Raw genomic sequence first — 25,858 nt, 5'->3', positions numbered from 1 at the left:
CGCGGCGGCTCCAGGCGTGGCCGTCGCCGCGGCCAGGACGGTGATCAGCATGGTTGCGATCATGCGCTGTACTCCCGTGACCAGGAGACGGCGCGAACGTAGATGCCGAACGGGTTCTTGACGAAGGCGTCCGCCGAGCTCGGGGTAACGATCGTCAAGGTCAAGATTGCGCTCCAGCGCTGGGTGGACACCAGTTGGCCTTCGACATAGCGCCGCTCGATCCAGGCCAGGCGGAAGCTGTCGGGTGAAGCCCGCACCACATTGGCGATGTCGACGGAGACCTGCGCCTCGCCGATCTGAGCGAAGGGATCTGCGCCGCGCGCATAGTCGGAAAGCGCCGCCGCGCCGCCCGCGTCTGTGAAGTCGTAGGCTCGTCGCCAGTTTTGGCCCAGGACCACCGCATCAGCCGGCACCGAGCGGGTGTTTTCGATGAACCGCGACAGCGCCCAGGCGATCACCGGATCCGGCGGCCGGTAGCCGCGCGTGGCCGGGCCGACCGCCAGTGTCTGGCCCAGTCGATCGACCTCCACGACCCAAGGCGTGATCGTGCCGTGGGCGGCCTGCCAGATCATGCCGCCTGACTGGACGATGTTGCTGGCCAGGAGGCCAACGGCGATCAAGCGCCAGTTGGCGGCTTGGACCCGGGCCGCGCCAATACGTTCGTCCCAGGCTTGGCCGGCTCGCTGGTACGGCGTTTCGGGAACGGGGGTCGCGCCCATGCGCGAGCCGCCCTTGAAGGGGTTCATCAGCTTTGCTCCGAAAGAGAGGGACTAGCGCCGCCGCTGTGGTCGTCGCCGCTGGCCAGGCCGTGCGCGGCCAGGCTCGCGCCGTGGGCCAGGGTCTGCTGTTGCTTGAGGTCGCGCGCCCAATCGGGCGGCTCTGGGTTATCGGACCCAACAGACGCGCTTCCTGAACCGGAATCCCCGCCGCCGGAGACGGGCGCGGCCTTGGGCTGACCGCCCGCGGCCCCGGGCGCGCCACCGCCGGACGTGGGACCAGGTCCGCCGCCGGTCGGTCCTTCCGGTGTCGGGGCTGCGGGACCGGGACCCGAACCCGCCGCGCCGGCCGCGCCGGACACCGAGGCCAGACTCGCCCCACCGCCCGCAACCATCTGGGCCGCGCCGGCGCCGACCATGGCCATGCCCGCGACCGTCAGGCCCGTGCCGACCGCCGCGCCCGCTCCCAGTTGCGGCGCGCCCGACACCAGGCCCGAGGCGATGCTGGGACCAAAGATCGACAGGCCCAGCAAGGTCAGGGCCGCCAAGGCCATGGCCAGGACCTCTTCCAAGGTTGGCTGACCCGAAGCGGCGCTGGTGAATTCCGAAAACAGGGTCGATCCGATGCCGACGATCACGGCCAGGACCATGACCTTCACGCCCGAGGCGATGACGTTGCCCAGCACGCGCTCGGCCAGGAAAGCGGTGCGGCCGAAAAGGGCGAAAGGCACGAGGACGAAGCCGGCCAAGGTGGTCAGCTTGAACTCGATCAACACCACGAAGATCTGCACCGCGATCACGAAGAAGGCGACGATCACCAGCAGAGCCACGACCAACAGGATGACGATCTGGACGATGTTTTCGAAGAACCCCGGGAAGCCGCCCAGTTCGCTGGCCGCCATGAGGATCGGCTTGCAGGACGAGATCCCCAACGCCGCCAGCTTGCCCGGCCGCAGGAAGTCATCACCTGAGACGCCCGCCCCCGACGCCTTCAGGCCCAGCCCTGAAAAGCTCTTCAAGATCACGAGGCTCAGGCTGTGAAAGTTGCCGATCAGGAAGGCGAAGAAGCCGACATAGAGCGTCTTCTTGACCAGGCGCGCGGTGACATCCTCCCGCGCCCAAGCCCAGAAGAGCGCAGCCAGGGTCATGTCGATCGCCACCAGGGTGGTGGACAGATAACCAACCTCGCCGCCCAGCAGGCCAAAGCCGCTGTCGATGTGCTGGTTGAAGACGTCCAGCATTCTGTCGATGACGCCGGTGTCGCTCATGACGCCGGTCGCCCGAAGAAGCGGTCACGGGCTGCGGCCCAGGCCGCCTGGCAAGCAAGGTCGCCCTGCCCGGCCGTCCGGCATCGCGCCAGTTCGGTATCGACCGGCGCGATGCTCGCAGCCTTGATCGGTTGTGGCGCCTGGGACGCTCTGCCCGCCAAGACAGCGGCCCCAAGCAAGATGATCAATGTGGTCCCCCAAATGAGGGACCGGGTCATGGCTGGGGCGCGGCTCCCATGAACTTGGAAAAGCGCGCCTTGGCGTCAGCTCTGGCCGCGGCGCGATCGGCGGCCTCCAGCGCCTGAGCACGGCCGTTGGCGACAACCACCGCCGTCAGCGCGGATAGCTGCTGGGCTTGAAGCGCCAGAAGTTGATTTCCGGCCTGCGCGGCCTGCAGCGCTCCGCTGGCGTCCTGGCTGGCCGACACCAGGCTTTGCATCTCGCCATGGCTGGTCTCCAGCCCCTCGACGACACCGGCCTGGACGGTCAGCGCGTCCTGAAATCCGGCGACCGAGGTCGTCCAGCGCTCGTCGGCGCGCTGCGTGAGGTCGGCGTCGCTAGCCAGGAGATCGGCCGGCCCGTAGCGCCGATGAAAGGCGTCCTGGATATCGCGCACATTGTAGGCCAGGGTTCGCGCCTGACCGAGCAGCGCCTGGGTCGCCGCGACCTGGGTTTGAAGGGCCGACAGGGACGAATACGGCAGGCTGGCCAGGTTTCTCGCCTGGCCGATTAGCATCTGAGCCTCGTTCTGCAGGCTGGTGATCTGGTTGTTGATCTGCTGCAGGGCGCGGGCGGCCTGCAGGACATTCTGGGCGTAGTTGCTGGGGTCATAGACCGCCACCTGCGCCGCGGCGTGGGGAACAAGACCTGGCGCGCCAAGGATGGCGGTCGCGCCGCACAGGAGCGCCACCAGACGGCGTCGGGAAAAGCTCATCGGGAGGACTCCGCAAGCGTGATGGAAGGCAGGAGGTCGGCGGCCCATGGCAGCCGGCGGTGACGTAGCCAGGCAGCGGCGAAGCCCTCGGGCCCATGGGCTTGGAGAACCGAGGCAATGTCGGCCTGGTCGGTTTTCGAGGAGGCCGCGCACAGCGCCAGGGCGATCGGCCCAAGGCCCAGGTCGAGCAGACGCTCGCCCGCCCGCGACTGGACGTAATAGTCGCGCTTGGGTGTGGCCCGACTGAGGATCTCCACCTGGCGGGCGCTGAGGCCAAAGCGGGCGTAGATCGCCCCGCTCTGCGGTTCCAAGGCGCGCGGGTTGGGTAGGAAGATCCGGGTCGGACAGCTCTCGACAATCACCGGCGCGATGGGACTGGCGTCGATGTCAGTCAGGGACTGGGTGGCGAACACCACCGAGGCGTTTTTCTTGCGCAGTGTCTTGAGCCACTCGCGCAGTTGCGCGCCGAACGCCGGATCATCGAGCGCCAGCCAACCCTCGTCGATCAGGATCAGGGTCGGACGCCCATCCAGGCGGCGCTCGATGCGATGAAAGAGGTAGGCGAGCACAGCCGCGGCGGCGGGTGTCCCCAGGAGCCCTTCGGTCTCGAAGGCCTGAACCGCATGATCGGCGAGCGCTTCATGCTCGGCGTCCAGCAGGCGCCCCCAGGGCCCAACCAGGGTGTAAGGCGCCAAGGCGTTCTTCAGCTCGAGGGTTGGCAGCAGCGCGACAAGTCCGCTCAGCGTGCGCTCCTGAACCGGGGCGGACGCCAGGCTCGCCAGGGCCGACCAGACGTGATCGCGAATGGCCGGCGTCGCGTCCACGCTTTGGGCCGTCAAGAGTCCGACGATCCAATCGGCCGCCCAAACCCGTTGGGCGGGATCGTCCAAGTCGGCCAAGGGCTGAAGCGCGACGGCTGGTCGGTCCGCATCGAGCAGGACGCCGCCGAGATCGTGAAAGGCTCCGCCCATGGCCAACGTCGCCGCGCGGATCGAACCGCCGAAATCGAAGGCGACGATCCGTGCGCCGGCGTAGCGCCGAAACTGCAAGGCCAACATCGCCAGGAGCACGCTCTTGCCCGCGCCGGTTGGCCCCACGACCAGCATGTGGCCGACATCACCGACGTGGGTGGAGAGCCGAAAGGGCGTCGAACCCTCGGTCTTGGCCATCAGCAGCGGCGGACCGCCTAGATGCTCGTTCCACCTAGGCCCGGCCCACACCGCCGACAGCGGCGCGATATGGGCCAGGTTCAACGTCGACAGCGGCGGCTGGCGGACATTGGCATAGGTCTGACCCGGCAAGGTCCCCAGCCAGGCCTCGACTGCGTTGATCCGCTCCTTGATGATCGTAAAGTCGCGGCCGGTAATGACCTTCTCGGCCAAGGCAAGCTTGGCGTCGGCCTGGACGGGATCGTCGTCCCAGACGACCAGGCTCGCGGTGACCAGCGCATAGGCGACGGCGTCGCCGCCAAGGTCCTGCAGGGCCTGGTCGGCCTCCCCCGCCTTGTTGGTCGCATCGTTGTCGACCAGCGCCGAGGGCTGTTGCGTCAACGCCTCCTGCAGCAAGGCGCCGATCGACTTGCGCTTGGCGAACCATTGACGCCGGATCTTGCCGATCAGCCGGTTGGCGTCAGCCTTGTCCAGGCAGAGCGCCCGCGTTGACCAGCGGTATGAGAAGGCCAGACGATTGAGCTCATCCAGCAAGCCCGGCAGGGTCTGGCTCGGAAAGCCGACGATCGTCAGTGTCCGCAAATGTGCGCCGCCCAGTCGGGGCTCCAGGCCTCCGTCCAGCGGCTGGGTCGCGACCAGCGCGTCCAACTGCATAGGGATTTCGGGAACGCGCACCGTCTGGCGCTGGGTCGTCACCGCACCATGCAGGAAGCCGAGGGTTTGGCTGTCGTCCAACCAGGCCGCCTCGCGGGTCAGCCCCTGGATCAGCGCCAGCAGACGGTCCGAGCGCTCGACGAAACCGGCCAACTGAGCGCGCCAATCAACGCCTGCCTGCTCTCGTCCCTCGACGAAGAGGTTCTCCAGGCGACCCGTCCGCTCGGCTGGCGGCAGGTAGACCAGCGTCAGGAAATAACGGCTCTCGAAGTGTGCGCCTTCCTCCAGGAAGGCTTGCCGCCTCTCGATATCGACCAGAGCCGAGGCCGGGTCGGGAAACACGCTGTCGGGATAGGCCATGGCTGGATCGCGGCGGGCCTCGACGAACAGCGCCCAGCCCGAACCCAATCGACGCAGAGCGTTGTTCAGCCGCGCGGCGACGGCGGCCAGCTCGGCGTCACCGACCGACGCCAGGTCAGGCCCTCGAAAGCCGGCGGTGCGCTGGAACGCCCCATCCTTGTTGAGGACCACGCCCGGAGCGACCAGGGCCGCCCAAGGCAGGTAGTCGCACAGGAGCTTGGGTCGGCGCTGGTATTCGCGAAGATCCAGCATCGCTAGACCTCCAGCCGGGCGGGAATGCGAACAGACCGCCGCCCGACATCGAAGATCAGCGGGTCGTGGCGCGCGGCCCAGACGGCCAGCCCGTGACCAGTCACCCAGACCAACAGGCCAACCAGCCACAGGCGAAGACCGAGACCCAAGGCCGCAGCCAGGGTGCCATTGACCAAAGCGATCGCGCGAGGCGCGCCGGCGAGCAGCATCGGTTCAGTCAGGGCCCGATGCACGGGCGCGGCGAACCCCATAGCGCGATCGCCGGCCATCAGATGACCGCCCCGCCGCCGAACGAGAAGAACGAGAGGAAGAAGCTGGAGGCTGCGAACGCGATCGACAGGCCAAAGACGATCTGGATCATCTTGCGCGAGCCGCCCGAGGTGTCGCCGAACGCCAGGGTCAGCCCCGTAACGATGATGATGATCACCGCGATGATCTTGGCGACTGGCCCCTCGATCGACTCCAGGATCCGCTGCAGCGGCTCTTCCCAGGGCATGGACGAACCGGCCGCCTGGGCGTGGCTGGCGACGAGAATGGCCATCCCCGAGAGGCCGGCTCCCAACGATCGCAGGGTCAGACGCGAGAGCCGCGGACGCGGCAATTGAAACGAAACGCCAGGCGCGACGAGACTATGGGACATGGGGTCTCTCCTTCAGGTCAGGGCGGGGGTGAGCTGGTAGGCGCCGTCCGGGCCAAGGCCCTGGAGACGCACGAGGTCGACCAGGCGACGCTGGCGGCCGCGGCCGGTGATGACCGCCACGAGGTCGATGGTTTCGGCGATCAGGGCCCGCGGCACGGTGACCACCGCCTCCTGGATCAGTTGCTCCAGGCGCAGCAGCGCGCCGAGCGCGGAGCCGGCGTGCAGGGTCGCCACGCCGCCCGGATGCCCCGTGCCCCAGGCCTTGATCAGATCGAGGGCCTCGGGCCCGCGAACCTCGCCGATGATGATCCGGTCGGGCCGAAGGCGTAGGGACGAGCGCACGAGATCCGCCAGAGAGGCCACGCCATCACGGGTGCGCAGGGCCACGACATTGCGGGCCGGGCATTGCAGCTCCCGAACGTCCTCGATCAGGATCACGCGCTCATCAAGCGCGGCCACCTGCGCCAACAGCGCGTTGACCAGGGTCGTTTTGCCGCTCGAGGTGGGGCCCGCCACCAGGATGTTGCGCCGTTCGACGACCGCCAGGGCCAGCGCCCTGCCCGCCTCGGCGCTCATCACGCCCTGCTCGACATAGGCTCCGAGCGGAAAGACCACGCTGGCGGGCTTGCGCAGGGAAAAGGTCGGGCCCGAGACCAGGGGCGGCAACAACCCCTCGAACCGCTCGCCGCCGCCCGGCAGCTCGGCCGCCAGACGTGGCCGACCGGCATGCACCTCGACCCCGACATGGTGGGCGACTAGCCGGATGATCCGCTCGCCGTCGGCGGCGCTCAGTGTCAGATCAGCGGGTCGAAGGCCGACATCGAACCGGTCGATCCAGACCGACCCATCGGGGTTGAGCATGACCTCGGCGACGCCAGGATCTTCCAGCCGCGCAAGCAGCAGTGGGCCTAAGGCCGTCCGCAGCATGCGATGGCTGCGCGACATCTCCGGATCGGATTTGGAAGGCTCCACGGCGCATCCCCGTTGTTCACGGGGACGAGTAAGAAGACCGCGTTCGCGACGGCCTCAACAGCCAAATCCGCCAAGAAATCAGCGGCTACAAAAGAGAACCTGCCGGCATGGGAGCGCATCTGCGACCGGCGACCAGCGACCAGCGACCAGCGACCATCTGCGCCGAAGCCCGACCGTTACGTCCGCCTTTTCAGGACGAAGGCACGCGGTTCGGTATCACCAATTGTTGATTGTGCCGGCTTTGCGCTGCACGCACCACCTGTGCCGTAGCGCTTGGCAGTGTTCGATAGTACGAAGGGCTCCAACGATTTCGGGCACCGTATCGGGGCGAAGTACAAGACAGGTCGGCGATGCCGGATTGGAAAGTAGAGGTTGCCCGGCTCGACATCGCTGACGTCGCGCAGAAGTTGGGCATGCAAGTTGCGCCGGGCCGCCGTTCGCCCCGCGTGGCGATCTGCCCTTTCCATGACGATTCCGCGCCCTCGCTCCATCTCTACCAAGACGACGATCCGCACTATCACTGCTTTGCTTGTCACGCGCATGGCGACACCGTGGAGCTGGTCAAGCAGAAGCGCTCGATCGACTTCGCCGAAGCTCTAGCCTGGCTAGATTCGATCTATCGCCTTGGTCTTGGCCCAGCGCCAGGAGCGCGCCGTGCGGCAGGTGGCGATATCCGCCAACGCGCTCTTACCTTCCTGCGGGAACGCGACGACGGGCAAAGCCTGGTCGTCTTCTCGCAAGGTCGGGGATTTACTCCGGCGTTTCTGAAGGCGGCGGGTATCACCGCCGGCTCAATGGATTCGTTCCTCCGTAGCATCAGCGCCGATCGTTCGGCGGCCGAGGACGCCGTCGAAGCTGGGCTAGCCCATCCTGCCGGCGATGATCTCCCCGCCGGCCTGCGGTCATCACAGCTCTCGCCTTTTGTGCAGGGCGAGGCGCTGTTCATCCCCCTGGCCAACCTGCGAGGCAAGGTTACTGGCGTCATGTCCCGGACGCTCGGCGGCGCCGGGCCGAAATATCGCTTCACGGCAAATTTCCGAAAGTCCGACGTCCTATACCGAAGTGACCAGGTGCGCCGGCAGATCGATGCCGGCAAGTCCGCCGCAGCCCTGGATGGCGCCAAGGACAGGTTCGATTTGTTCCTAGTTGAGGGCGTGTTCGACGCGCTCCGGCTAGAAGCGCTCAAGCTCCCGGCGGTGGCCATCCTCGGCGCTGCTTTGAGCGATGTGCAGGCCGACCAGATCGTCGAGTTGGCCGAACACGCACTGGAGAAAGGGCGAGTGCTCCGGCTTCACCTCTTTCTCGACGCCGACAAGGGCGGACGAACTGGGCTTGCCGATGCGCTGCCCCGCCTGTTGCGCCGCGCTAGTGAGGCGGAGTTCCTCGTCGACGCCGTGACGGTCGATCGGCCCGAAGAGGAGAAGGCCGACCCCGATGTTCTGCTGAAGACAATGACGCCGGAGGACGCGGTCACCTTCGTGCGCGCGCATCTCTCGCCAGCGCTCGACGCCCTCGCGGCGATCAGCCTCGGGATCGACTATGCCAAGGCGCCCGAGGTGATCACCAACCTCGACGCAGCGGGCTCGATCATGCTGCAGAACCGCCTCGCGCGACGCCTGCAGAAGCTCGACTGGCCAAAGGTCTGGCGTAAGGCCGAGCCGCATCGCAGCACGCTGGGCGCGGGGTCGGAGTCGGCGGTTCTCGCGCGGGCCTATGCGCGTCTGGCTGAGGACCTGACCCGCCGAGGCGAGAGCGACGCCGCGCGCGCCTTGCCCGAACCATTCGAGGCAGCGACGCGCAGCGCCAACGCCAACCTACTGCATGCCTTGGTGCTTGCGCGGGAATCCGCCGATACTCGCGAATATCCCGTCGACGTGGCGAGCTGGGACCGGATCGACGAAGCCGCGACGGCTTTCCTGCCGGTCCTGTCGGCCCGCTTGCTAGAAGCCGCCGCCCCTCGGCGACCTTATCTGGCACATTTTGAGGCCAAGGATTCTGGAGCGCCTCGCCTCAAGTGCGGGCCCTGTCCCGAGGAGGCAATCCAGCAGCAGTATGTACTGAGTGAACTCCTTCGGATTCGGCCAGAGAACCGAGAGGTGGCCGAGCAAATCCCGGCGGTACGGTACTGGGCAGATCAGCCCAGCCTGGTCGTCACGGGCGAAGCGGCGCCCAGCTCAGCAGTCAGCTTCGCCTACCAAGTCGATATGAGGGCCCTCGAGGAGCGTCCCGACCGGACCCGGCGCCGAGACATGTTCCGCCCGTTCATCGATTGCTGGAACAGTTTCATTCGTCACGTGGGCGGGCGCATCGAGCGTATGCGATGCGAGCTGATCTATGTCGCACGCCTGGACATCAAGTCGTTCTACGACCATGTGCCGCGTCACGCGGTGGCGCGAGTACTCGACCGGGCCTTGCCCAACGACGAGACGCTGAAGACGTTGGGCATCGCGGCGCAGCTGGGCAATCCGGATCAAGACCGGCGCGCCCTCCTGATCCGCTGGCTGCTTGATCACAGCTTTGGCGGCGACGCTCGCGGCTATGCCTATGTCGACCCCGCGACCGGCGAGACGACCTATCGCGCCGGCGGCGGCGCCAAGGGATTGCCTCAGGGTCCGGTGCTAAGCTCGTACCTGGCCAACATCGTGCTCTTCGATCTTGATGCGGCGCTGGACGCCCGGGTCCGCGATCTCGACGCGCAGGCTGCGGCCGAAGACGGCTCGCGCGCCTGTGGCGGGCTCTACGCGCGATATGTCGACGATATCGTCATCGCTGCGCGCTCGCCCGATGATCTACGGGTTCTGCGTAGCGCGATTGAAGCCAAGCTCGAAGCCCTGGGTCTCGAACTCAACGAGAAGTCGGAGCATCTCGCCCCGATGACCGCCGAAGACGCTCGAGATTGGGTTGTCGAGCGCCGGGGCGCGGGCTTTGTCGCCTATGGCGATGTCGATGATCAACCGGCACCGGCAACGGACCTTCGGACTAGCTGGGCTGACATCCCTTCCCTCGACCGCCGTACCGCCTTAAGCGTGCTGCATTGGAGCGCGCTCGACGATCCTGAGCAAACTCCGCGTGAGGAGTTCGAGGCGCTCATCGCCAAGGTGGCCAAGGCCGACGCCTTGCGCCCTCCGGACATGGCCCACATCGCCCGACGCGTCCTGCTTCGGGCCGCCCTAGACGCCCCCGACGCCGCCATGGCCGATGACGAGCGCGACGAGCTGGCCAAGTTTCTGCGCCAATTCGAGGCCCTGATAGCGCCGTTGCGCACCGTGGCGCCTGCGGCTCTCGGACGACTTCGCGCCGAAGATCGCGCTGTTGCCGGCGCCCTGGCCGCCGCGCGTCAGTATACGGCCGTTCTGGCGGGGCTTGAGCGTCTGATCACCGGCGCCCCCGAGAGCAACCCGACCTTCTCGCTGGAGGTGCGCAGGTCCATAGGGCTGGCCAAGGACAGAATTCTTAGCTGGATGCTCGAGCGCCGCCTCTTGGCCGTGCTCGAGGAGCTTCTGGTGCCGCCGCCCGACCGGGCGGCCGTAGCGGAGCAATTGAGCGCGCAGCTGCAGATTCAGCGCGCGACACTCGAGGAGCGCGCCGCGAGGATGATCCGCTCCGAGACCGGCGGCCGATCGATCACCATCGCGGCCCGCGACCGCGCCGACGGACCGAAGTCGCCTGGCGCGGCAATGGTCCAGCTCGGCTGGCTCAGATCCTTCTGTCCCGACGCCTTGGAGTCATCTTGCGCGGACGTCGCGGGGGACGTCGATCTGACGCTCCATCTGATCGCCGCCAGCGCTCAGGTAGAGGGGTTGAGGCCCGCCGCGCGGCTGGAGACACTCCCGATCGCCAGCTTCTCCCGGGCCATTGCAACCTTCGCGGAGGGCGCCTTGAGTGCCCTTCCGGGTATGCCTGGCGACACGGGTGCCCACATCGCCGCGACCTTCCGCGCGTTGGCTGGCGTGGCTGGCGAGGAGTCTGCGCCATTCGCCGAAGCTCTCCCGGCCCTGCTGGCCTTGGCGGCAGGGCCAGGCCGAACCGAGGCACTCGGCCGACGGCCCTATCTCTTCCAGGCGGCCGTCCCGGGGGCGATCGTCCTTCCGGTGCCCCCACTGCCTGACCAGCCCGGCTTGTTCGGCTACGACGCGGTGACGCGGCGCATCCACGCCGTGTTCACGACCAATCTCGACGACAAGATCAAGGCGCTGCCCCGCGATCTGGCTTGGCTCGAGGACGAGCACGTTGGCGGCCTGCCGCACTACGTCGCCGACCTCCCTCGGGATCTAGCCTTCCTGCTCGACCCTGCCAGCCATCGCCGTCGCGTGGACGATGATCTTGCAACGATCGCCGACGTCTTTGAGGGTCTCTATCGACGCCACGGCCCCCGAGGAACCACCACAGCCCCGCTAATCCATGTCTTCTCGCTCATCGGTCCTGTTGCGCGGCCGGCCGGGACTCCGCCCGAGGGCTATTTCTCGCTGTCCTGGCGCGTGCCCCGTCATGAGGCCGAGCGGCTGATCTTCGAACGCCGCGGCGACGGCTTAGCGTTGCAGCGATCGCCGCACGCCGGCGCCGAGCTCTGGAGGATCGGTCAGTCCGTTTCCGACCTGTTCTCGATCCCGCATGAGACCGATGACGATGAGGACGCCGCGGGCGTGGTGGGCGTGGTGGGCGACCGCCGCCTGCTCCAGGCTCGGCTGAAACGCACTGCTTTCAGCCGCCTGCGTGGGCGCTGGATCCAGGACGCCCAGGTAACGGCCGCCTTGGCGACCGAAACGCTGCCCCATGCGCTCGACCGAATTCTGAAAGCGCTAAGGGAGACCTCCGGCGACGATGACGGCGTTGGCCCCTTAGCGCTGGAGTTTTTGCTCTCAGGTCGGGCCATGCGCGCTCGCATGCGGCTAGGGAGTGGAATCGAGGTGCCGGGCGGCTGGGCGCGTTTTCTTGAAACCGTAGGGGCCCGGGGCCTGCGAACCGGGGATGACGACGGCCTCTTCGCGGCCGCCGAGCTTCGCGACGGGTTGTCCCGGCCGGCCGGCGCTTTGGCGCGTGCTGGGGACACCGTGACACTATGGGCGCACCGGACAGACGACCAACGGTGTCGCCAAGCGCTCGAGGCCACGGCACTCGGCTTCGAGATCGCAGCCCTTCGATCCGACCTGCGCGATTTGACCCTGGCCATCCTGGCACGGATGACCCCCCAGGGCCTGGAACGGCTGGGCCGTGTCCGCCCGGACTTAGCCGCCTTCGGCGGCCTTGGTCCGATGCTTCTCGTGGAGCCCCGCTTCGGGCATGGGCAGAGTGGGGGCCGCCGAGGCCAGAGCGATGACGACGACCTCTGGGGCGTTGAGGCCGAGTGGCAGGCGCGCGAGCTGTTTGTCACGCTTAGCGAAGCGTTGAACCTGCGCGCGCTTCAGGGCCGCGCGGCCCTGGAACGCGTCTCTGCAGCGGGATGGTTGACGGTGCTTTCGGTGCTGTCCGGTGTGATGGACTTCGACATGGAGTCCTTGGTCGGTGAGAGCGAGACCTCGCTCAGGCCGGCCTTCTTTCCAGTCAAGGATCCTTCGGCCGCGCTGCCGCTCAAGAGCCTGGCGGCTCGGCTTCTCGCTATAGCACCTGGCGCCGAGCCGGCCGACACGGTGCTGTGGCCATGGGAGCTAGCGCCTTCGCTCGATGAAAGCGGCCTGCGGGCTGCGATCGCCGCCGGGCGAACAGCGCTCGACGCCGTCGGCACCTCCGCGGGCGTGGTGGCGGTGTTGGATCCCCGGCCCCTGCGCTCCCTGATCCCTGGCGAGCAGAAGGCCGAATTCTACACGGCGGAGGGCGATCATTACGAGATTGCCTGGTGGCGCTGCAGCCTGACGGCAGCGGCCAACGAGCGGATCGATCGCACCGAGACCCTGCCGCAGGGCGATCGCCGCTTTCACCCCTGCTCAATGTTGACCGACGGTAGGAGCGTCTTGCTGCTGCAGGTGGTGTCAGAGTGCCTCGCCAAGGTGACGGATCTTCAGGGGGGCTCCCGGACCGCGGACCAGGACGAGCCCTTTGCCAAGGCATCGGCTGAAGAGCCTCCAGCGGCGCCGGAGGCGGCTGCTGAACCCGATCCCGATGCTGCTCCAGAGCCTGACCCGCCGCTAGCCGACGAGGCGGTGCCCGCACCTGGTCCGGGTAACGGGCCAGCAGATGCGGCTCCGCCTCCACCCCAACCGCCACCAGAAGCGCCCCGCCCGCCGTCGCCAGACGGCTCAGGGGCGTTGTCGGCCTGGCGCGAACACCAGGCGCGGTCCTGGTCGCTGCGCGGCGAGGCGGCGGGCTTGGCCTCGACCGGCTACGGTCGCGTGGCGATCCTGCAATACGATTTTGTTGACAGCTACTTTCTGGAGCCGGAGCCGAAATACTCGGTCGACGGCAAGACGCTCGATCCGGATCTCCGCGTCGACGCGGCCGTCGTCGACTATCGCCTCAGTTTCGAGGAACACCGTCGACGCCAGGTCTTGACCGCAGTGCTGGGCTGCTGCGCCCGGTTGGGTGTCGAAGCGCTCGTGCTGCCGGAATATTCCGCGCACCCCGAGACGGTAAGCTGGATCGAACAGCATTGCAGGGATCGAAACTACGCCGTCTCGGTCTGGGCCGGCACGTTCCGCCAGCGGCCCGGTTTCGCGCTGGCGCTGTCGGACGGGCGCTATGAACCCGTGGCAGAGAACTTCTCGGTCACGGTGGCGCGGCCGATGGAAACCCATCTCAGCGTGGTTTTCCGGGAGTCCCAGGCCAGGGAGCCGATCAACTTCCGCTCGGGTCACATCACTAACGAAGCGCCCATTTTCGGCCAGACCTTGGCCGAGGGCGTGCGCCACCGGCAGAAAAAGTACCCCTCGATCGGCATGGGCGAGGAGTTCAAACCGTCCCGGGCCCCGCTTGAGCCGTTGATGGCTAAAAGTCGTTCGCTCCGTCGGATCGAGTCGTTCGTCAGCGAACTGGTCTGCAGCGAACTCTTTGTCTTCAACGGGCCGCTCAACTGGCGCGGCTTCGCCGAGCACCTAGCGGCCAGTTCGACGCGCTACCAGGACGACTACTCCGTCGAGCAGTGGATGGAGGTAATAGTCGAGGACGCGCGGCAGGCGGCGCGGATGTTCAGCGGAGCGCCCGGCCACCGCCCGCGCCGTAGTCTGTTGTTCGTCACCTGCGCGACGAGCAGAGATGCCGACTACCACTACTTCGCCCAGAGCGCTTACCTGGCGAGCGGCGTGGTCACCGCCTTTTGCAATGGCTCGAGCCCGGGAATCACTGGAGGCAGCTGCTTCGTCGGTCAGGGCGGTTGGGAGACTCAGGGCGTGGGACCTGCGGTCCCGAACCCCTATCACGGCGCGACCCCGGGTATCCTCAGCAATGGCGAACACCGCGGTGCTCTTGGTCGGCGGGAAAATGCGCTGATCATTGCTGACATCCGGCCGGACCGCACGGTTGAGGACAAGCCGCGCTCGCAAGCGCTTGGCGCGCCGATGCGCCTTGTGGCTCATATTCCGATTGTCGAGCGCCAGTCGAGCTCGACGGTTCCCGGAACCTGGTCCGGTTCCGCGTTCCGGGATCGAAGAGTCTTCTGGGTCGATCCAACGCAAGCCGGGTCCAAGCTTCTCGACCCGCTGCAGCATCCTGAGCTTCTTCATGATGCTGCAAGTCAGGGCGCGGTTGGCTTCGACGACTTTCTCATCAAGATGCTGGCCGTCATAGAGGCGACCACGCCATTGGGATCCACCTTGGGTCTCGACGCTAAAGGGCGCGAAAAGGTGTTGGCGGCCGCAGTCTCGCTCGGGGGATTGTTCAAGGAGTCGGAGGGGATGGCCCATCGGGCCAAGATGCTTGCCCTGCACCACATGACACACCCTGAACGCCTGCCGTGCCCTTCGCTCCTGGACTGGCTGATCGTCGATCTCGATGTGTCTGGTTTCGAGGGTTATTTGCGTCACCTGAACGCCACGGCCGCAGCTAAGGGCGGCAAGGCCGTTGTACTCTCCGATCTTCCAGCTGCGCTTCGCGACGCACCCTGGCGGTGGACAGCTCGGCGAGAAGATCGAGCGGACTAGGTCGAATGGATACGCGTTACATTGTCCGCTTCGAGCCGGACTTTCCGCGGGGCGACGTCGAGGCGCTCGGTAGGGAGCTCATGGACGGAGGCGTGCTGGCCCCAGGGTTTATTCCGCCCGCGGCGGGCCTGCTCGCCCTCGAAGCCATCGTCTACGCCAAGGACCAGCAGGGCTATGACACCGTCTTTTTGCCAGACCGTAATCTGGTCTCGCGGATGGCGCGGGTGGCCCGCAACGGACACGCCGACCTTCAGGACAAAACCAGCCGCACAGCCCTGATCCTGATGGCTTACAGCCAAGCCATGGGGCTCGACTTCGAGCCATCCGTGGCCTTTCACGAGTTGGGAGCGGAGTCTGGAAACGCGGTCGCGCACGAGGAACTGTCGTGGTTTCGGGCCGCCAACAAGGCCGCAGCGCGCGACTGGATTGCCGTGGCAGCTGGACGGCGGGACCGGGTGGACCTGGGCGCTCCCGCGCCGCTTTTGACCCACGACCTCGCCCTTCCCCTGCACCGCTGGCGGCGCAACTACATCGTCGCCCTGAAGATCGCCCGGTTGGAACTGGAGGAGGCTGGCTCCTCGCTCGAGCGGGCCATCGCCCTGCTCGACTGGATGTACGATGACTTCATCTTTGCCGGTCCCGCCGCAGCCTTCGCGACGATGTATTTCGGGCCCAAGGCCGCCAAGCGAGGACTCTTCAAGCGCCTGCGCGCACCCGAGGCGCGAGAGGAGGCCATCGCCGGCGTAAAGAACGCCGCCTGGGACATGACGCATCTGAGCGATTTCGTCCTGCGAGTCTCGCGCGCCGAGGCCGAACGTCGCCGTTATGTCTTCGCCAGCGGGGACCTGAGCCTAGTGCGGATTGCCGGCACGCTCTTCCTCCAGCCAACGGCGGGCGACGGATGGCCGAGCCTCGGCCAGGCGCTGGCTGAGTGGTGGTCACCCAGAGACGCCCAGACCTTGGCTGATGCAATGTTCGAGCGGGTGGAGAAGCTGCAGGCATCCGGCCGTCCCCTGCCCAATCCAGCCGTCGGCGACATCGATGCGATGACCGTGGCGGGCGAAGTCTGGGTTCGGACCTGGCGGCCATAGGACATGCATGTTCAAACCAGGTCGTGGAGGTTTCCAGAGGTGCCTTGCGCGCAGGTGATGGCGGACAAGCCGCCCTTGAGACAGAGGTTCGCCGTTGTCGTGAAAAATCGGGCAGAACCGGACGTTTCGAACTTCAGCGAAGAGTCAGCCTCGGTCTATGCCAACATCTTCTAGTACCTCGCCCCGGAGCAACCTCCCTTCCGAAATCCTCCGGGCCAGCAGGTCAATGAACGCGGCATACCTCTCCTGGCCCTTGGCCGCAGCCGCCCGGTCCTCGACCCCAGACATAGCCGGCGTCACCTTCAGCCAAGTCTTCACGTAGAGCCCGATCGCCTCATTGGCGATCGTCACGTCTCGTTCGAGCCGATCGAGTTGCCGCGACATCCGGTCCAGCCGGCGAAACAGCGCCGCCTCCCCGACCTCTGCGCTATCGGGCGATAAGTAAGCCTCGATTGCGGCGCGGACGATTTCGGACTTCTGTCGCCGGGTGCGCCGCGCGCGCTCGTCCAGGACCCGGATCGTGTCGCTGGTCAGGAAGACCTTGGTGGGGATCTTCATGCGTCGTCTCCAAGCGGGATGCCGTCGTCGCGGTCCATGGCGGCCTGGCGCGCAACGCCGGTAAATCGCCGCTGCAGCTCAGTGCCCTGCTGGGCCTCGTCGCCCTCCTGCTCTGTGTCCAATTCCAGCACGTCATCGAACGGCGCCAATGGCGCCTCGTCGGGGCCGTCAAGCTCCGGCTCGCGCTTCAGCCCGCCCTCGGCCTCCTCGACACTGCCTCCTCCGCCCGTGGTCGCCGGCGTCATCGCCACCGTCTCCCATTCGGGCGCTGTCGACGAAGACGGAACGCCCGCAGGGCGCTCGAGCGGCCGCACCCGGCCAGCCAGGCGCGGATCGGCGTAGTAGCGGATTTTCGTTGCCCGGATCGGCGGCGCGCCGGCGACCAGGACGACGGCTTCGTGCGGCGGAAGCTGCATCACCTCGCCCGGTGTCAGCAAAGGCCGCGCCGTTTCCTGACGCGAGACCATCAAGTGACCAAGCCACGGAGACAGTCGATGGCCCGCATAGTTGGCCATCGACCTCATCTCCGTGGCGGTGCCAAGGGTGTCGCTGATCCGGCGCGCCGTGCGCTCGTCGTTGGTCGCGAACGCGACACGCACATGGCAGTTGTCGAGGATCGAGTGATTAGGCCCGTAGGCCCGTTCGATCTGGTTCAGGCTCTGAGCGATCAAGAAAGCCTTGATCCGGTATCCGGCCATGAACGCCAGCGCGGCCTCGAAGAAATCGAGCCTGCCCAAGGCCGGGAACTCGTCGAGCATCAACAAGAGCGGTCGGCGCGTTCGAGACGCCTCCAAACCCTCGGTCAGCCGCCGACCGATTTGATTGAGCACCAGACGGATCAGCGGCTTGGTGCGGCTGATGTCGGACGGCGGCACGACCAGATAGAGGCTGACCGGCTTGTCGGCGTCCACTAGGTCGGCGATGCGCCAGTCGCAGCGCGAGGTCACCGCGGCGACGACAGGGTCCCGGTAGAGGCCCAGGAAGCTCATCGCCGTGGAAAGCACGCCGCTTCGTTCGTTGTCGCTCTTGTTCAAAAGTTCACGCGCCGCGCTGGCGACGACGGGGTGTACCGCGCTTCCAAGATGCCGGGTCGTCATCATCGCGCGCAGCGTGGTTTCGATCGGGCGAGAGGGATCGGCCAGGAAGTTGGCGACGCCGGCCAAGGTCTTGTCGGCCTCAGCGTAGAGCACGTGGAGGATCACGCCGACCAGCAAGCTGTGCGAGGTCTTTTCCCAGTGGTTGCGGCGTTCAAGTGCGCCTTCCGGATCGACCAGGATGTCCGCGATATTCTGCACGTCCCGAACTTCCGTTGGGCCCCGCCGAACCTCGAGAAGAGGATTGTAGGCGCTGCTCTCCGCATCGGTCGGGTCGAACCGCAGCACGTGGCCAAACCTGGCGCGGGCGCCGGCGGTCAGTTGCCAGTTCTCACCCTTGATGTCGTGAATGACCGCCGAGCCGGGCCAGACGAGCAGGCTGGGGACGACCAGTCCCACGCCCTTGCCGCTGCGGGTCGGCGCAAAGCACAACACATGCTCGGGCCCGTCGTGGCGAAGGTAGTGATCGCCGACCCTGCCCAGCATCACACCGTCGTCGCCGAGCAGACCCGCAGCCTTGAGGTCGGCCGCCTCGGCCCAGCGCGCCGAACCGTAGGTCGTCACCTTCTTGACTTCGCGCGCGCGCAGGATCGACATCAGAATGGCGACCGCGACGCCGCTCAACGCGCCCGAGACGGCGATGAAAGCGCCGCGCGCAAAGACTGACGGCGCGTATGCGTCGTAGATGAACCACCACACGAAAAACGCCGGCGGCGGGTAGATCGGCCACCCGCCCAGTCGAGCCCAAGGCGGTCCAAGGCCTGGCTGATAGGCCAATTGCCAAGCCGTCCACTGGGTCGCGGCCCAGACGCCAGCCAGGGCCAGAAAGCCGATCAGCAGGATCTGGCCCCACAGGATCTTCGTACCGTTCATTGCTTGCACCTCTAGAGTCCAAGCCCGCGCTTCGTCCCCAACGACCATTCCACGCCGCCACTGGACGTCATGGCTCCCCTGATCTCCTTGCCCAGATGCGCATCGAGAGAGCGCGTCCACGGCACCAACTGAAAGCCGAGACCGTCTTCGATCATCGCGAACCGCCCCGAGGCCAGGTCGACCCGACGGCTGTAGATGCCAGCGACCGCTGCGCCAGGTTTGACCTCGATATGCGCCGCACCGGCCTCGGCTGCGATGTTGGCGGCGACCCGGGAAAGCTCCTGGTTACGCAAGGTGGAAAGGAGATTGCGGGCCGGCGTCAACGCGCCTCCTTGGCGGCTGGCGAGGCCCATGCGCTCCAGCTGTTCCCGGCGCCTTTCAAGCGCCTCTCGCGCTTCGAGGCCAAAACCCGCCCGCGACAAGGCCAGCGGCTCGCGTGAGACCATTTGGCGATCGAGCCAGGTCGCGCCCGACGCCTTGATCTGCGCATCCAGGCTCAGGTCGGAGCGGTGCACCAGCTCCAAGCGGCTCGCCCCATCATCCAGGCTGCGCGAACGAACTTCGACCAAGCCGCCGATCGGCGTGTCGCCGGTCTGCCCGAGACTGCTGAACCGCAGGTGATGCAGCCGGCCATCGACCCCATCCACGATGACGTAGGCCTGTCCGTTCAGTTCGTCGTGAAGGCCACGATCAACCAGCCGGCCGAACACCGGCGCCTCCAGCGCCTGACCCTGGATGACCAGCGCGCTTGGATCTCGATCCTGTCCCCGCAGAGCTCTGTGAAGGGCCTTGATGATGTCGCCCCGCTCGGCGAGCGCTCGCAGCTTGGGTTCGAGGTCTTCGACCAACCGCCACTGGCCAGATGCGTCTGACTGCGCCAGACCGAGCCTCTCGAGATATTGCGCCCGTCCCACCAGACGTACGTCGACTGAAGCAGCATGATCGCCAGCGGGGCGCAGGTCGACGGCGCCTGAGTTGTCGGCGCGATCTCGCAAGCGTCGATCCAGGTGCGTCCACCGGTCCGCTGTCATCTCGCGGTCCAAGAACGCAGCAATCTCAGCCTGCGAACGAGGCCCCAGTTCCAGTGACACCAGCGCTTCGGCGATCTCCCTGAACCCATGCTTCAGGAAGTCTGGGTGGATCACCAGGTCGCGACCGTCCTCGGCTACGCCACGAACGAGGATATGCACATGCGGATTGTCGGTGTTCCAGTGATCGACCGCGACCCAATCCAGCCGCGTTCCTAATTCTCGCTCGGCCCGCTCCATGAGCGCCTGGGTCGTGGCGCGCAGGTCCTTCAGTTGCTCCGCGTCCTCAGGCGAGACCATGAAGCGGAAGTGGTGACGATCATGCTCGCAGCGCTTGGCGAAGGCGTCGTGGTCGGCGGCGCCGTCGCGATCGAACATCTCTGCGCGCTCGCCGTCTCGCGTAGCGCCCTGCCGACGCAAGTAGCTCAGATGCATCTTCATCGGCGCGGCGCGGTAGCGCGAGCCCTGGTGCTGGATGATCCGAGCCTTGATGATCACGCGCCGGGACGCCAACCGCCCGCCGATGCCGCGTCCGCCACCGCGACCATACCGGCCGCCTTTCCCTCTGCCGCCTAGATCAAGCGTCCCGAGACCGGAACGCTTGCTCGCGCCTAGGACCTCTCCGACAAACCCGCGCGCCTTGGCGGCCGTCCCCGCCCCTCGATCGCGCGGTCGACCAAGCTTGAGGCGAAACTCGTTCTCGCGGCTCACGAAAGCCGATCCGTCGAAAGGTCCCGGTCAAGTCGCTGATAAGACTGGGAAATTGGCGAACCGAGGAACCCGCGAGTTGCTGCAGGTTCCTGAAATTCTTCAACACCATCAATGACATGGGACCGTAAGGTCCCTGTCCTTTTATCTTGCCCTAGAGCTGCGCCTTCCCGCGCCCACTCCTCCCCGTTCGCACAACCCATCACCCTACAAACGACGCCGGAGGTCACGGCCACACCTTCCGAGCCTGAACGACAGGCTTTTCCCGTTCGTCCAGGTCTGGCGCGACTATGGGATGCTCTATGAAGATGGCGGCCGCTCGCCAGTCCGTGGTCGGCCTTTCCCGAGGATCAACCAGGCTCGAACTCGTAATGATAGGAGCCAGATTGCGGACGTAATCGCGCGTTTCCAACGGCAGGCTCGACCCGTTGGCTAGCGATCGCGCATATCGTTCAGGCCCGGCGTTGTACGCGGCAAGAAAGCCCGGCGCGCCGAACCGATCGTACATGCGGCGCATATAGGCGGTCCCCGCCAGGACATTCGCGCGAGGCTCAAACGGATCATCGCCAAGCCCGAACTCAGCGGTCAAATCGCGCCAGGTCAGTGGCATCAGCTGCATCAGACCGACAGCGCCCTTGGGCGAGACGGCGCCGATGTGGCCGCGGCTCTCGCGTTGCATCACCGCGTAAATCCAGGCTTCAGGAACGCCAAAGCGCGCCGCCGCCTCGTCTACGGCCGAGGCAATGACCTGCTCTCGGTTTTCTGAAAGCTGGGCGTCCGCGGTCGACGGCATCCACACCAGCACAGCCAGGAAGGGAAGGAAGAGGAAACCGGCCGCGCGCGAGGCGCGCGAAGTCTCTCTGTTCATCTCGGTCGCGATGAGCGTGCGGCCGTGCTCGTCGCCGTCAAGGGCAAGGCGCGAAACGCGCCGGCCGTTCGGCCGCCCTTGACGGCGACTGCGCGCGACCGCCGACGCGGTCTTGACCGGGACGGGGAAAGGACCGGTCAGACGACCGAACAAGGAAAGGAAATGGAGAACGCTCACGACGCGCGCTCCCATGTCCAAAGCGGATGGGCCCCGCCGATCACGCGCTCGATGGGCAGAGGACCAAAATATCGCCCATCAAGACTGTTGGGCGCGCGCCTGTTGAGGAGGAAGACCTGACCGGCCGAGAGCCGGCGACACCCTCGGAAGGCCGGAAGCGCCCTGCCCCATCGGTCATGGGATCGAATGTGTGCAACGACGACGCCGTCAATGGACAGACCGTCGCCCCGCCCACAGACGATCTGACCCTCGGTCGCCACGATCTCTTTCAAGAGCGGAACATTGATCGGCAGGTAGTGGCGCGTCGCCATCCAACGCGCCAATTCGACGGGCGGGGCGACCGCCACGAGCTGGCCCCGGGAGAACCGACCAGGTGTCAGCCAATAGAAGCCAAGCGGCGCGCTCCGGGTGGTGTTGAAGAGCAGCAGGGGCGCGCGGTGGCCGCTAGCCAAACCGATCAGCAAGCATCCGCCCGCCGCGAGAAGAGCCAGGCCAACTTTGCGGGCCCGGCTCACGAGAAGATCGCCTTGCGCAGAAGCCAGGCGCGATGGCGGCGAGTGGAATAAGGCCTGGCCGGCAAGCCAACGCCGACTCGAGCGCCGACGTGAAGCCAATAGTCGGGCGCGGCCAACTCCGGTCGCACACCAACCCGTTCCACCCCGTCGATCGCCTCAAGAACGGCCTGAACCCTCGCCCATCCAGAAACGTCGAGCAGGACCTCGGCGCCGGGCGCGACCTCCGGATAGGTGGTGAACGGCGCGCCTGGCGCGACCGCCCTAAGGACAGCGATGCGGGAGTCCACAGTGCCGTAGTCTTCGGCGCGCCAGCGAATGAAGGCGAAGACCGCGCCCGGCGCGAACATGACCGTGCGCCGCCGGCGGTCATGCACTTGCTCGGCGACCGGCCGACCAAAGCGGATCCAACGCTCGATGCGCTCTTTCAAAAACAGCAGTTCGACGCGCGTGAGGCTGGTGACGGGTTGCTCAGGCATCGCCTTGCCGCCGCACATAGGCCGGCGCGGTCGCGGCGTGCTGCTTGGCCGGTGGCGTCACAACGGCCGCCTCGTCGCTGGTCGAGCGGCGCTCGCCCCGGCGAGACCAGGCCTCAAGGTCCGCCAGTGTGTAGACGATCCGGCCACCGTTCTTTCGATAGACGGGGCCCGTGCCATAGCACCGGTGCTTGGCCAGGGTCCGCTCGGAAAGACGAAGGTGCTTGGCCGCTTCAGGCGCCAGCAAAAGGCGTTCAGGCGCGGTCTTATCGGGTTGATCCATGACTTGGTCCTCGATCGCCGCCCGGGAACGTCCGTCCCAAGAGCGGCCTGCGAGGAAAAGCCTGGCGCCGGATTGGCGGGCCCAGGGATGGTGAAGACCGCCCCTTGGCCATTTTCGCCACCCCTAGAACCCGCCGCGCAGAAGCTTGAGGTAGCCGCCCGACATCAGCGCCCGCCCCCGGCGGACCAGGCGGATGGTCACGTCCCGGACCGAGGAGGTCTTGAAGTCCATTTCGTCGTCCGGGAGCCCGAAAATGTCCGCCGCGATCTGGCGATAGCTGGCGCGGCGAAGCGAAGCGTCGAGCGCATAAAGCGCGCGGGCCAGGCGCTCGCGTTGCGCCAGGCTCAGGCGCGATCGCGGTGGCGCGTCGGTGATCTCCGCGCGCCGCAGCGCCTCGCAAGCGCGCACACGCAGGCTGAAGTCGGCGTCATACGAGAGCACTACCACCCACGGTCCCGGCGTCGGCTGACCGCGCGCGAGAAGCTGAAGACCACTCGGCAATCGGATGTGCGCCTCTTCATCGCTCGTGCGCACCGCCGCCTCCGCGCGAGGAAGGCTGCGCGGCCTCCCGAACGACGCAGGCTCCAATGGGACCACTACCCCCGGCGCGACGTCCGCCCGCCAGAGCACCCCCGCGTCATCGGCCGGAAGCGCCGGATCGGCTGGCATCGTTAGGCCCCAGCGTCGGTCCAGCGGCCGGTGACCGACCACGGCGTGGCGGTAGTTCTCGGCGTAGGCTGGATTTCGCCGAAGAAACTCCCAGCAGAATGCCGGCACCGTCAGCTTGAGATGTGCGCGCCAGCCGCCGCCAGCGCCATCGCTTGGCGGCCGTTCTGTGCTCGAGTTGGCGAGCGGCGCGGCCATCTCGAAACGGCGCCAGCGGGAAATTTGCGGCGCATCTCATTTTCAATGCGAACGCCGCAAACAATGAGTTTCAGATACGATCGAGCTGACACCCGGCAACGTTCGGAGGGCAAAACTCCGATGGTTTCATACGCACCTGATGTTCGTTGCCGGCTCTGCCGCAGAGGTCACGAACGCAGATTGAATGCCGCAGTCAAAAGCTCTTTGACCCGGCTGAGCTCATCCTCGCTAAGCGGCGAAAGCAAACCAATGATGTCGACTAACGGATCCTGCCGCCCATCGCGTGCTGCATAATCACCGAGTTCGAACAGGTCGCGGACCTCAACTCCAAGCGCGTCGGCAACGAGAGACAGGCTGTCAAACTCGGGCGCGGACTTGCCATTCTCGATGCGGCTTAGCTGAACGTTAGTCCGTCCAATACGATCGGCCACTTCCTGCTGCGACAGGCCCAAGCGGACACGGTGGTGCCGAATAAGCGCGCCGACCTGTTCTTGTAACGTGGCCATACGCCCACTGCACCCCGTCGACATCCGACGGACGATGGTGGGCGAACGGCGCGGCAACGCACATATCGCCAAATGTTATTCAAAATCGACTTTTGCCTTTCAATGTTAAATTAGATGCGAGATTCTGTGGGGCAATCTCAGGTGATTGTCCGATGGATGGTTTTACTCCGCCCGCCCCGACCCGCCAGGACCTGGCCCATGCCGTCGAAATCCTCTTTCGGCGGTACGACGACTGGCTGCGCGGCGTGCTGCGCAAGCGCTATGGCGACATGGCCGACGACCTGGCGCACGAGGCCTATCTGCGCACCGCTCCGCTCGAAGCGGCCGGCGAAGTGCGCCACCACAAGGCGTTCTTGCTCAGGGTCGCCGACAACCTTGCGCGCGACCGCCTGCGCAAGGTCCAGCGCGAGAGCGATCACGCCACGCACAGCGAGCCCTTCACGGCGCAGTCCACGGCGCCCTCGCAAGAGCATGCTCTGGCGCTGAAGCAGATCGTGCTGGCACTCCCGGAAGAGTTGCGCGATGTTTTCGTGCTGACCCATATCCAGGGCCTGACCTATCGCGAGATCGCGCGACTTCGGGACATTCCCGAGCGAACCGTGAAGGATCGGATGCGCCGGGCCCTGGCCAGGACGTCAGCGGCCATGCGGGACTAAGGCTGCGCTCGTCATGATCAAAGACCGAGACAAGATCACCCGCTCTACCCGTGAGGCGGCCGACTGGTTCGTACGCCTGAACCTCGGGACCATCGAGACCGAAGAGCTCGAGGCCTTCTCCGCCTGGACGAAGGCCGATCCGCAAAACCGCGCCGCCTACGACCACCTGGACGAGATCAACAAGTCGATGGTGGCGTTGCAGGACGACCCGGACCTGCGCGCGGCCGCCGCGCAGGCACTGGCGCGCGGCCCGGAGCGCAAGCCGGCCCGTCGCCAAGGCGGCGCTCGGCGGGCGCGCATCCTGGCCGCCGCCCTGGCCGCGGCTTGCGTCGTTGGCGCGGTCCTCGGCTGGTCCTTCGTCACGCGCGCCGACTACGTGACGGGCGTTGGCCAAACGCTGAGCGCGCGCCTCGAGGACGGCTCGCGGGTCCAGCTCAACACCGACACCCGGCTGCGCGTACGCTACACCCGCGGCGAACGGCGGATCGAATTGATGCGCGGCCAAGCCTTCTTCGACGTCGCTCACAACGCCGAGCGTCCCTTTGTCGTCGAGGCGGCGAGCGCGCAGGTGCGCGCGCTGGGCACGCGCTTCGATGTCCGCAAGATCGGCCAGGAGGTGCGTGTCACCCTGGCCCAGGGCAGCGTCGAGATCCGCGACCCCAAGGTGCGAACCACGCCTTGGCGGCTCTCCCCCGGCCAAGCCCTGGCCGTTACGCCCACAGCGCCTGCCAACGTCGCGCCCAAGGCCGTCGACATCGCGACGGCGACCAGTTGGACGACCGGCAAGCTGCGGTTCGATAACGTGACCCTCGCCGAGGCTGTCAACGAGCTCAATCGCTACAGCAAAGACAAGATCACGTTTGCTGACGGCGTGCCGACCGATCATCGCATAAGCGGCGTCTTCTCTTCCGGCGACCACAGCGACTTCATCGCCGCGGTCTCATCGCTCTATCGGCTCGACACCGTTCGTCGCTTCAACGGCGACCTGGAGCTTCGGCCTGTCGCGAGGCCGTCGGCTTGACGTCATAATTTTTTCACGCAGCCACCGCCCGAGGACGTCACCGCGGACGTCTCCCCTGCGGTCCATCGGCGGATCAGCAGCGCGTCATCATGATCGCGCCCGCCGGTGG

General features: G+C 66.5%; 21 protein-coding genes. 4 read left to right on the top strand and 17 right to left on the bottom strand.

Annotated features, from left to right (window positions below; translation table 11 throughout):
- Positions 1-59 precede the first annotated feature (59 nt).
- From trbF to trbB, 8 genes are read right to left on the bottom strand one after another with little or no spacing between them, the layout of a single operon-like run.
- Positions 60-746: a conjugal transfer protein TrbF gene (trbF, locus tag J2X41_RS16555; RefSeq protein WP_310083167.1), complete on the bottom strand. Its 687-nt coding sequence runs from the start codon at positions 744-746 to the stop codon at positions 60-62.
- On the bottom strand, positions 746-1,984 hold the full coding sequence (trbL, locus tag J2X41_RS16550; RefSeq protein ID WP_310083165.1) for a P-type conjugative transfer protein TrbL: 1,239 nt from the start codon (positions 1,982-1,984) through the stop codon (positions 746-748). The genes trbF and trbL overlap by 1 nt, the downstream gene beginning before the upstream one ends.
- Positions 1,981-2,202 (bottom strand): putative entry exclusion protein TrbK-alt, encoded by a 222-nt coding sequence (gene trbK-alt / locus J2X41_RS16545; RefSeq protein WP_310083163.1) that lies wholly within the window; start codon positions 2,200-2,202, stop codon positions 1,981-1,983. Before trbK-alt ends, trbL begins: the two co-directional genes overlap by 4 nt.
- Positions 2,199-2,918 (bottom strand): P-type conjugative transfer protein TrbJ, encoded by a 720-nt coding sequence (trbJ, locus tag J2X41_RS16540; protein WP_310083161.1) that lies wholly within the window; start codon positions 2,916-2,918, stop codon positions 2,199-2,201. Before trbJ ends, trbK-alt begins: the two co-directional genes overlap by 4 nt.
- Entirely contained in the window at positions 2,915-5,353 is a 2,439-nt protein-coding gene (gene trbE, locus J2X41_RS16535; protein WP_310083159.1) for a conjugal transfer protein TrbE, read from the bottom strand. Before trbE ends, trbJ begins: the two co-directional genes overlap by 4 nt.
- Before the next feature lie 2 nt (positions 5,354-5,355).
- On the bottom strand, positions 5,356-5,622 hold the full coding sequence (locus J2X41_RS16530; protein WP_310083158.1) for a VirB3 family type IV secretion system protein: 267 nt from the start codon (positions 5,620-5,622) through the stop codon (positions 5,356-5,358).
- Positions 5,622-5,993, bottom strand: coding sequence for a TrbC/VirB2 family protein (locus tag J2X41_RS16525; protein WP_404979945.1), 372 nt, complete (start codon positions 5,991-5,993; stop codon positions 5,622-5,624). The genes J2X41_RS16530 and J2X41_RS16525 overlap by 1 nt, the downstream gene beginning before the upstream one ends.
- A 12-nt stretch (positions 5,994-6,005) precedes the next feature.
- Positions 6,006-6,920 carry a P-type conjugative transfer ATPase TrbB gene (gene trbB, locus J2X41_RS16520; protein WP_310083432.1) on the bottom strand — a complete coding sequence of 305 codons (915 nt, stop codon included), beginning with the start codon at positions 6,918-6,920 and terminating at the stop codon, positions 6,006-6,008.
- A 395-nt stretch (positions 6,921-7,315) separates the two neighbouring features.
- On the opposite strand from trbB, the gene J2X41_RS16515 reads away from it, so the two are divergent.
- Positions 7,316-15,034 (top strand): CHC2 zinc finger domain-containing protein, encoded by a 7,719-nt coding sequence (locus J2X41_RS16515; protein ID WP_310083156.1) that lies wholly within the window; start codon positions 7,316-7,318, stop codon positions 15,032-15,034.
- Positions 15,035-15,039: 5 nt separating this feature from the next.
- A complete protein-coding gene (locus tag J2X41_RS16510; RefSeq protein ID WP_310083155.1) occupies positions 15,040-16,125 on the top strand; it encodes a hypothetical protein in 1,086 nt (361 codons plus the stop codon).
- Positions 16,126-16,269: 144 nt separating this feature from the next.
- Here the strand turns inward: J2X41_RS16510 and J2X41_RS16505 are convergent, their stop codons facing one another.
- From J2X41_RS16505 to J2X41_RS16465, 9 genes are all read right to left on the bottom strand, one after another.
- Complete coding sequence (locus J2X41_RS16505; RefSeq protein ID WP_310083153.1) at positions 16,270-16,683, bottom strand: ribbon-helix-helix protein, CopG family; 414 nt, start codon at positions 16,681-16,683, stop codon at positions 16,270-16,272.
- Positions 16,680-18,650: a conjugal transfer protein TraG gene (locus J2X41_RS16500; protein ID WP_310083151.1), complete on the bottom strand. Its 1,971-nt coding sequence runs from the start codon at positions 18,648-18,650 to the stop codon at positions 16,680-16,682. The genes J2X41_RS16505 and J2X41_RS16500 overlap by 4 nt, the downstream gene beginning before the upstream one ends.
- A gap of 11 nt (positions 18,651-18,661) precedes the next feature.
- Positions 18,662-20,176, bottom strand: coding sequence for a DUF3363 domain-containing protein (locus J2X41_RS16495; protein ID WP_310083149.1), 1,515 nt, complete (start codon positions 20,174-20,176; stop codon positions 18,662-18,664).
- Between the two features lie 436 nt (positions 20,177-20,612).
- On the bottom strand, positions 20,613-21,431 hold the full coding sequence (locus J2X41_RS16490) for a lytic transglycosylase domain-containing protein (RefSeq protein WP_310083147.1): 819 nt from the start codon (positions 21,429-21,431) through the stop codon (positions 20,613-20,615).
- Entirely contained in the window at positions 21,428-21,946 is a 519-nt protein-coding gene (locus J2X41_RS16485) for a S26 family signal peptidase (protein WP_310083145.1), read from the bottom strand. The genes J2X41_RS16490 and J2X41_RS16485 overlap by 4 nt, the downstream gene beginning before the upstream one ends.
- The gene (locus tag J2X41_RS16480; RefSeq protein ID WP_310083144.1) at positions 21,943-22,422 is read right to left on the bottom strand and encodes a DUF2840 domain-containing protein; all 480 of its coding nucleotides are present in this window, start codon (positions 22,420-22,422) and stop codon (positions 21,943-21,945) included. The genes J2X41_RS16485 and J2X41_RS16480 overlap by 4 nt, the downstream gene beginning before the upstream one ends.
- Positions 22,415-22,702 (bottom strand): helix-turn-helix domain-containing protein, encoded by a 288-nt coding sequence (locus J2X41_RS16475; RefSeq protein ID WP_310083142.1) that lies wholly within the window; start codon positions 22,700-22,702, stop codon positions 22,415-22,417. The genes J2X41_RS16480 and J2X41_RS16475 overlap by 8 nt, the downstream gene beginning before the upstream one ends.
- Positions 22,703-22,825: 123 nt before the next feature.
- Positions 22,826-23,566 carry a DNA -binding domain-containing protein gene (locus J2X41_RS16470; RefSeq protein WP_310083141.1) on the bottom strand — a complete coding sequence of 247 codons (741 nt, stop codon included), beginning with the start codon at positions 23,564-23,566 and terminating at the stop codon, positions 22,826-22,828.
- Positions 23,567-23,733: 167 nt separating this feature from the next.
- Entirely contained in the window at positions 23,734-24,072 is a 339-nt protein-coding gene (locus J2X41_RS16465; protein WP_310083139.1) for a helix-turn-helix transcriptional regulator, read from the bottom strand.
- Positions 24,073-24,224: 152 nt separating this feature from the next.
- On the opposite strand from J2X41_RS16465, the gene J2X41_RS16460 reads away from it, so the two are divergent.
- Positions 24,225-24,728 carry an RNA polymerase sigma factor gene (locus J2X41_RS16460; protein WP_310083137.1) on the top strand — a complete coding sequence of 168 codons (504 nt, stop codon included), beginning with the start codon at positions 24,225-24,227 and terminating at the stop codon, positions 24,726-24,728.
- 13 nt (positions 24,729-24,741) lie between these two features.
- Positions 24,742-25,749, top strand: a complete 1,008-nt coding sequence (locus tag J2X41_RS16455; RefSeq protein WP_310083136.1) for a FecR family protein — start codon at positions 24,742-24,744, stop codon at positions 25,747-25,749.
- Positions 25,750-25,858 lie beyond the last annotated feature (109 nt).

Origin of the sequence: Caulobacter sp. BE254 (assembly GCF_031457295.1) — a bacterium.
Lineage (GTDB): Bacteria > Pseudomonadota > Alphaproteobacteria > Caulobacterales > Caulobacteraceae > Caulobacter.
This window is presented reverse-complemented; position numbering and strand designations above follow the sequence as displayed.

Coding starts and splice junctions, on each gene's coding strand:
- J2X41_RS16470 (WP_310083141.1), bottom strand. CDS start 23,566: ATGGCCGCGCCGCTCGCCAACTCGAGCACAGAACGGCCGCCAAGCGAT.
- trbJ (WP_310083161.1), bottom strand. CDS start 2,918: ATGAGCTTTTCCCGACGCCGTCTGGTGGCGCTCCTGTGCGGCGCGACC.
- J2X41_RS16515 (WP_310083156.1), top strand. CDS start 7,316: ATGCCGGATTGGAAAGTAGAGGTTGCCCGGCTCGACATCGCTGACGTC.
- trbL (WP_310083165.1), bottom strand. CDS start 1,984: ATGAGCGACACCGGCGTCATCGACAGAATGCTGGACGTCTTCAACCAG.
- trbK-alt (WP_310083163.1), bottom strand. CDS start 2,202: ATGACCCGGTCCCTCATTTGGGGGACCACATTGATCATCTTGCTTGGG.
- J2X41_RS16480 (WP_310083144.1), bottom strand. CDS start 22,422: ATGCCTGAGCAACCCGTCACCAGCCTCACGCGCGTCGAACTGCTGTTT.
- trbF (WP_310083167.1), bottom strand. CDS start 746: ATGAACCCCTTCAAGGGCGGCTCGCGCATGGGCGCGACCCCCGTTCCC.
- J2X41_RS16465 (WP_310083139.1), bottom strand. CDS start 24,072: ATGGCCACGTTACAAGAACAGGTCGGCGCGCTTATTCGGCACCACCGT.
- trbB (WP_310083432.1), bottom strand. CDS start 6,920: ATGCTGCGGACGGCCTTAGGCCCACTGCTGCTTGCGCGGCTGGAAGAT.
- J2X41_RS16475 (WP_310083142.1), bottom strand. CDS start 22,702: ATGGATCAACCCGATAAGACCGCGCCTGAACGCCTTTTGCTGGCGCCT.
- J2X41_RS16455 (WP_310083136.1), top strand. CDS start 24,742: ATGATCAAAGACCGAGACAAGATCACCCGCTCTACCCGTGAGGCGGCC.
- J2X41_RS16510 (WP_310083155.1), top strand. CDS start 15,040: ATGGATACGCGTTACATTGTCCGCTTCGAGCCGGACTTTCCGCGGGGC.
- J2X41_RS16460 (WP_310083137.1), top strand. CDS start 24,225: ATGGATGGTTTTACTCCGCCCGCCCCGACCCGCCAGGACCTGGCCCAT.
- J2X41_RS16525 (WP_404979945.1), bottom strand. CDS start 5,993: ATGTCCCATAGTCTCGTCGCGCCTGGCGTTTCGTTTCAATTGCCGCGT.
- trbE (WP_310083159.1), bottom strand. CDS start 5,353: ATGCTGGATCTTCGCGAATACCAGCGCCGACCCAAGCTCCTGTGCGAC.
- J2X41_RS16500 (WP_310083151.1), bottom strand. CDS start 18,650: ATGAACGGTACGAAGATCCTGTGGGGCCAGATCCTGCTGATCGGCTTT.
- J2X41_RS16530 (WP_310083158.1), bottom strand. CDS start 5,622: ATGGCCGGCGATCGCGCTATGGGGTTCGCCGCGCCCGTGCATCGGGCC.
- J2X41_RS16505 (WP_310083153.1), bottom strand. CDS start 16,683: ATGAAGATCCCCACCAAGGTCTTCCTGACCAGCGACACGATCCGGGTC.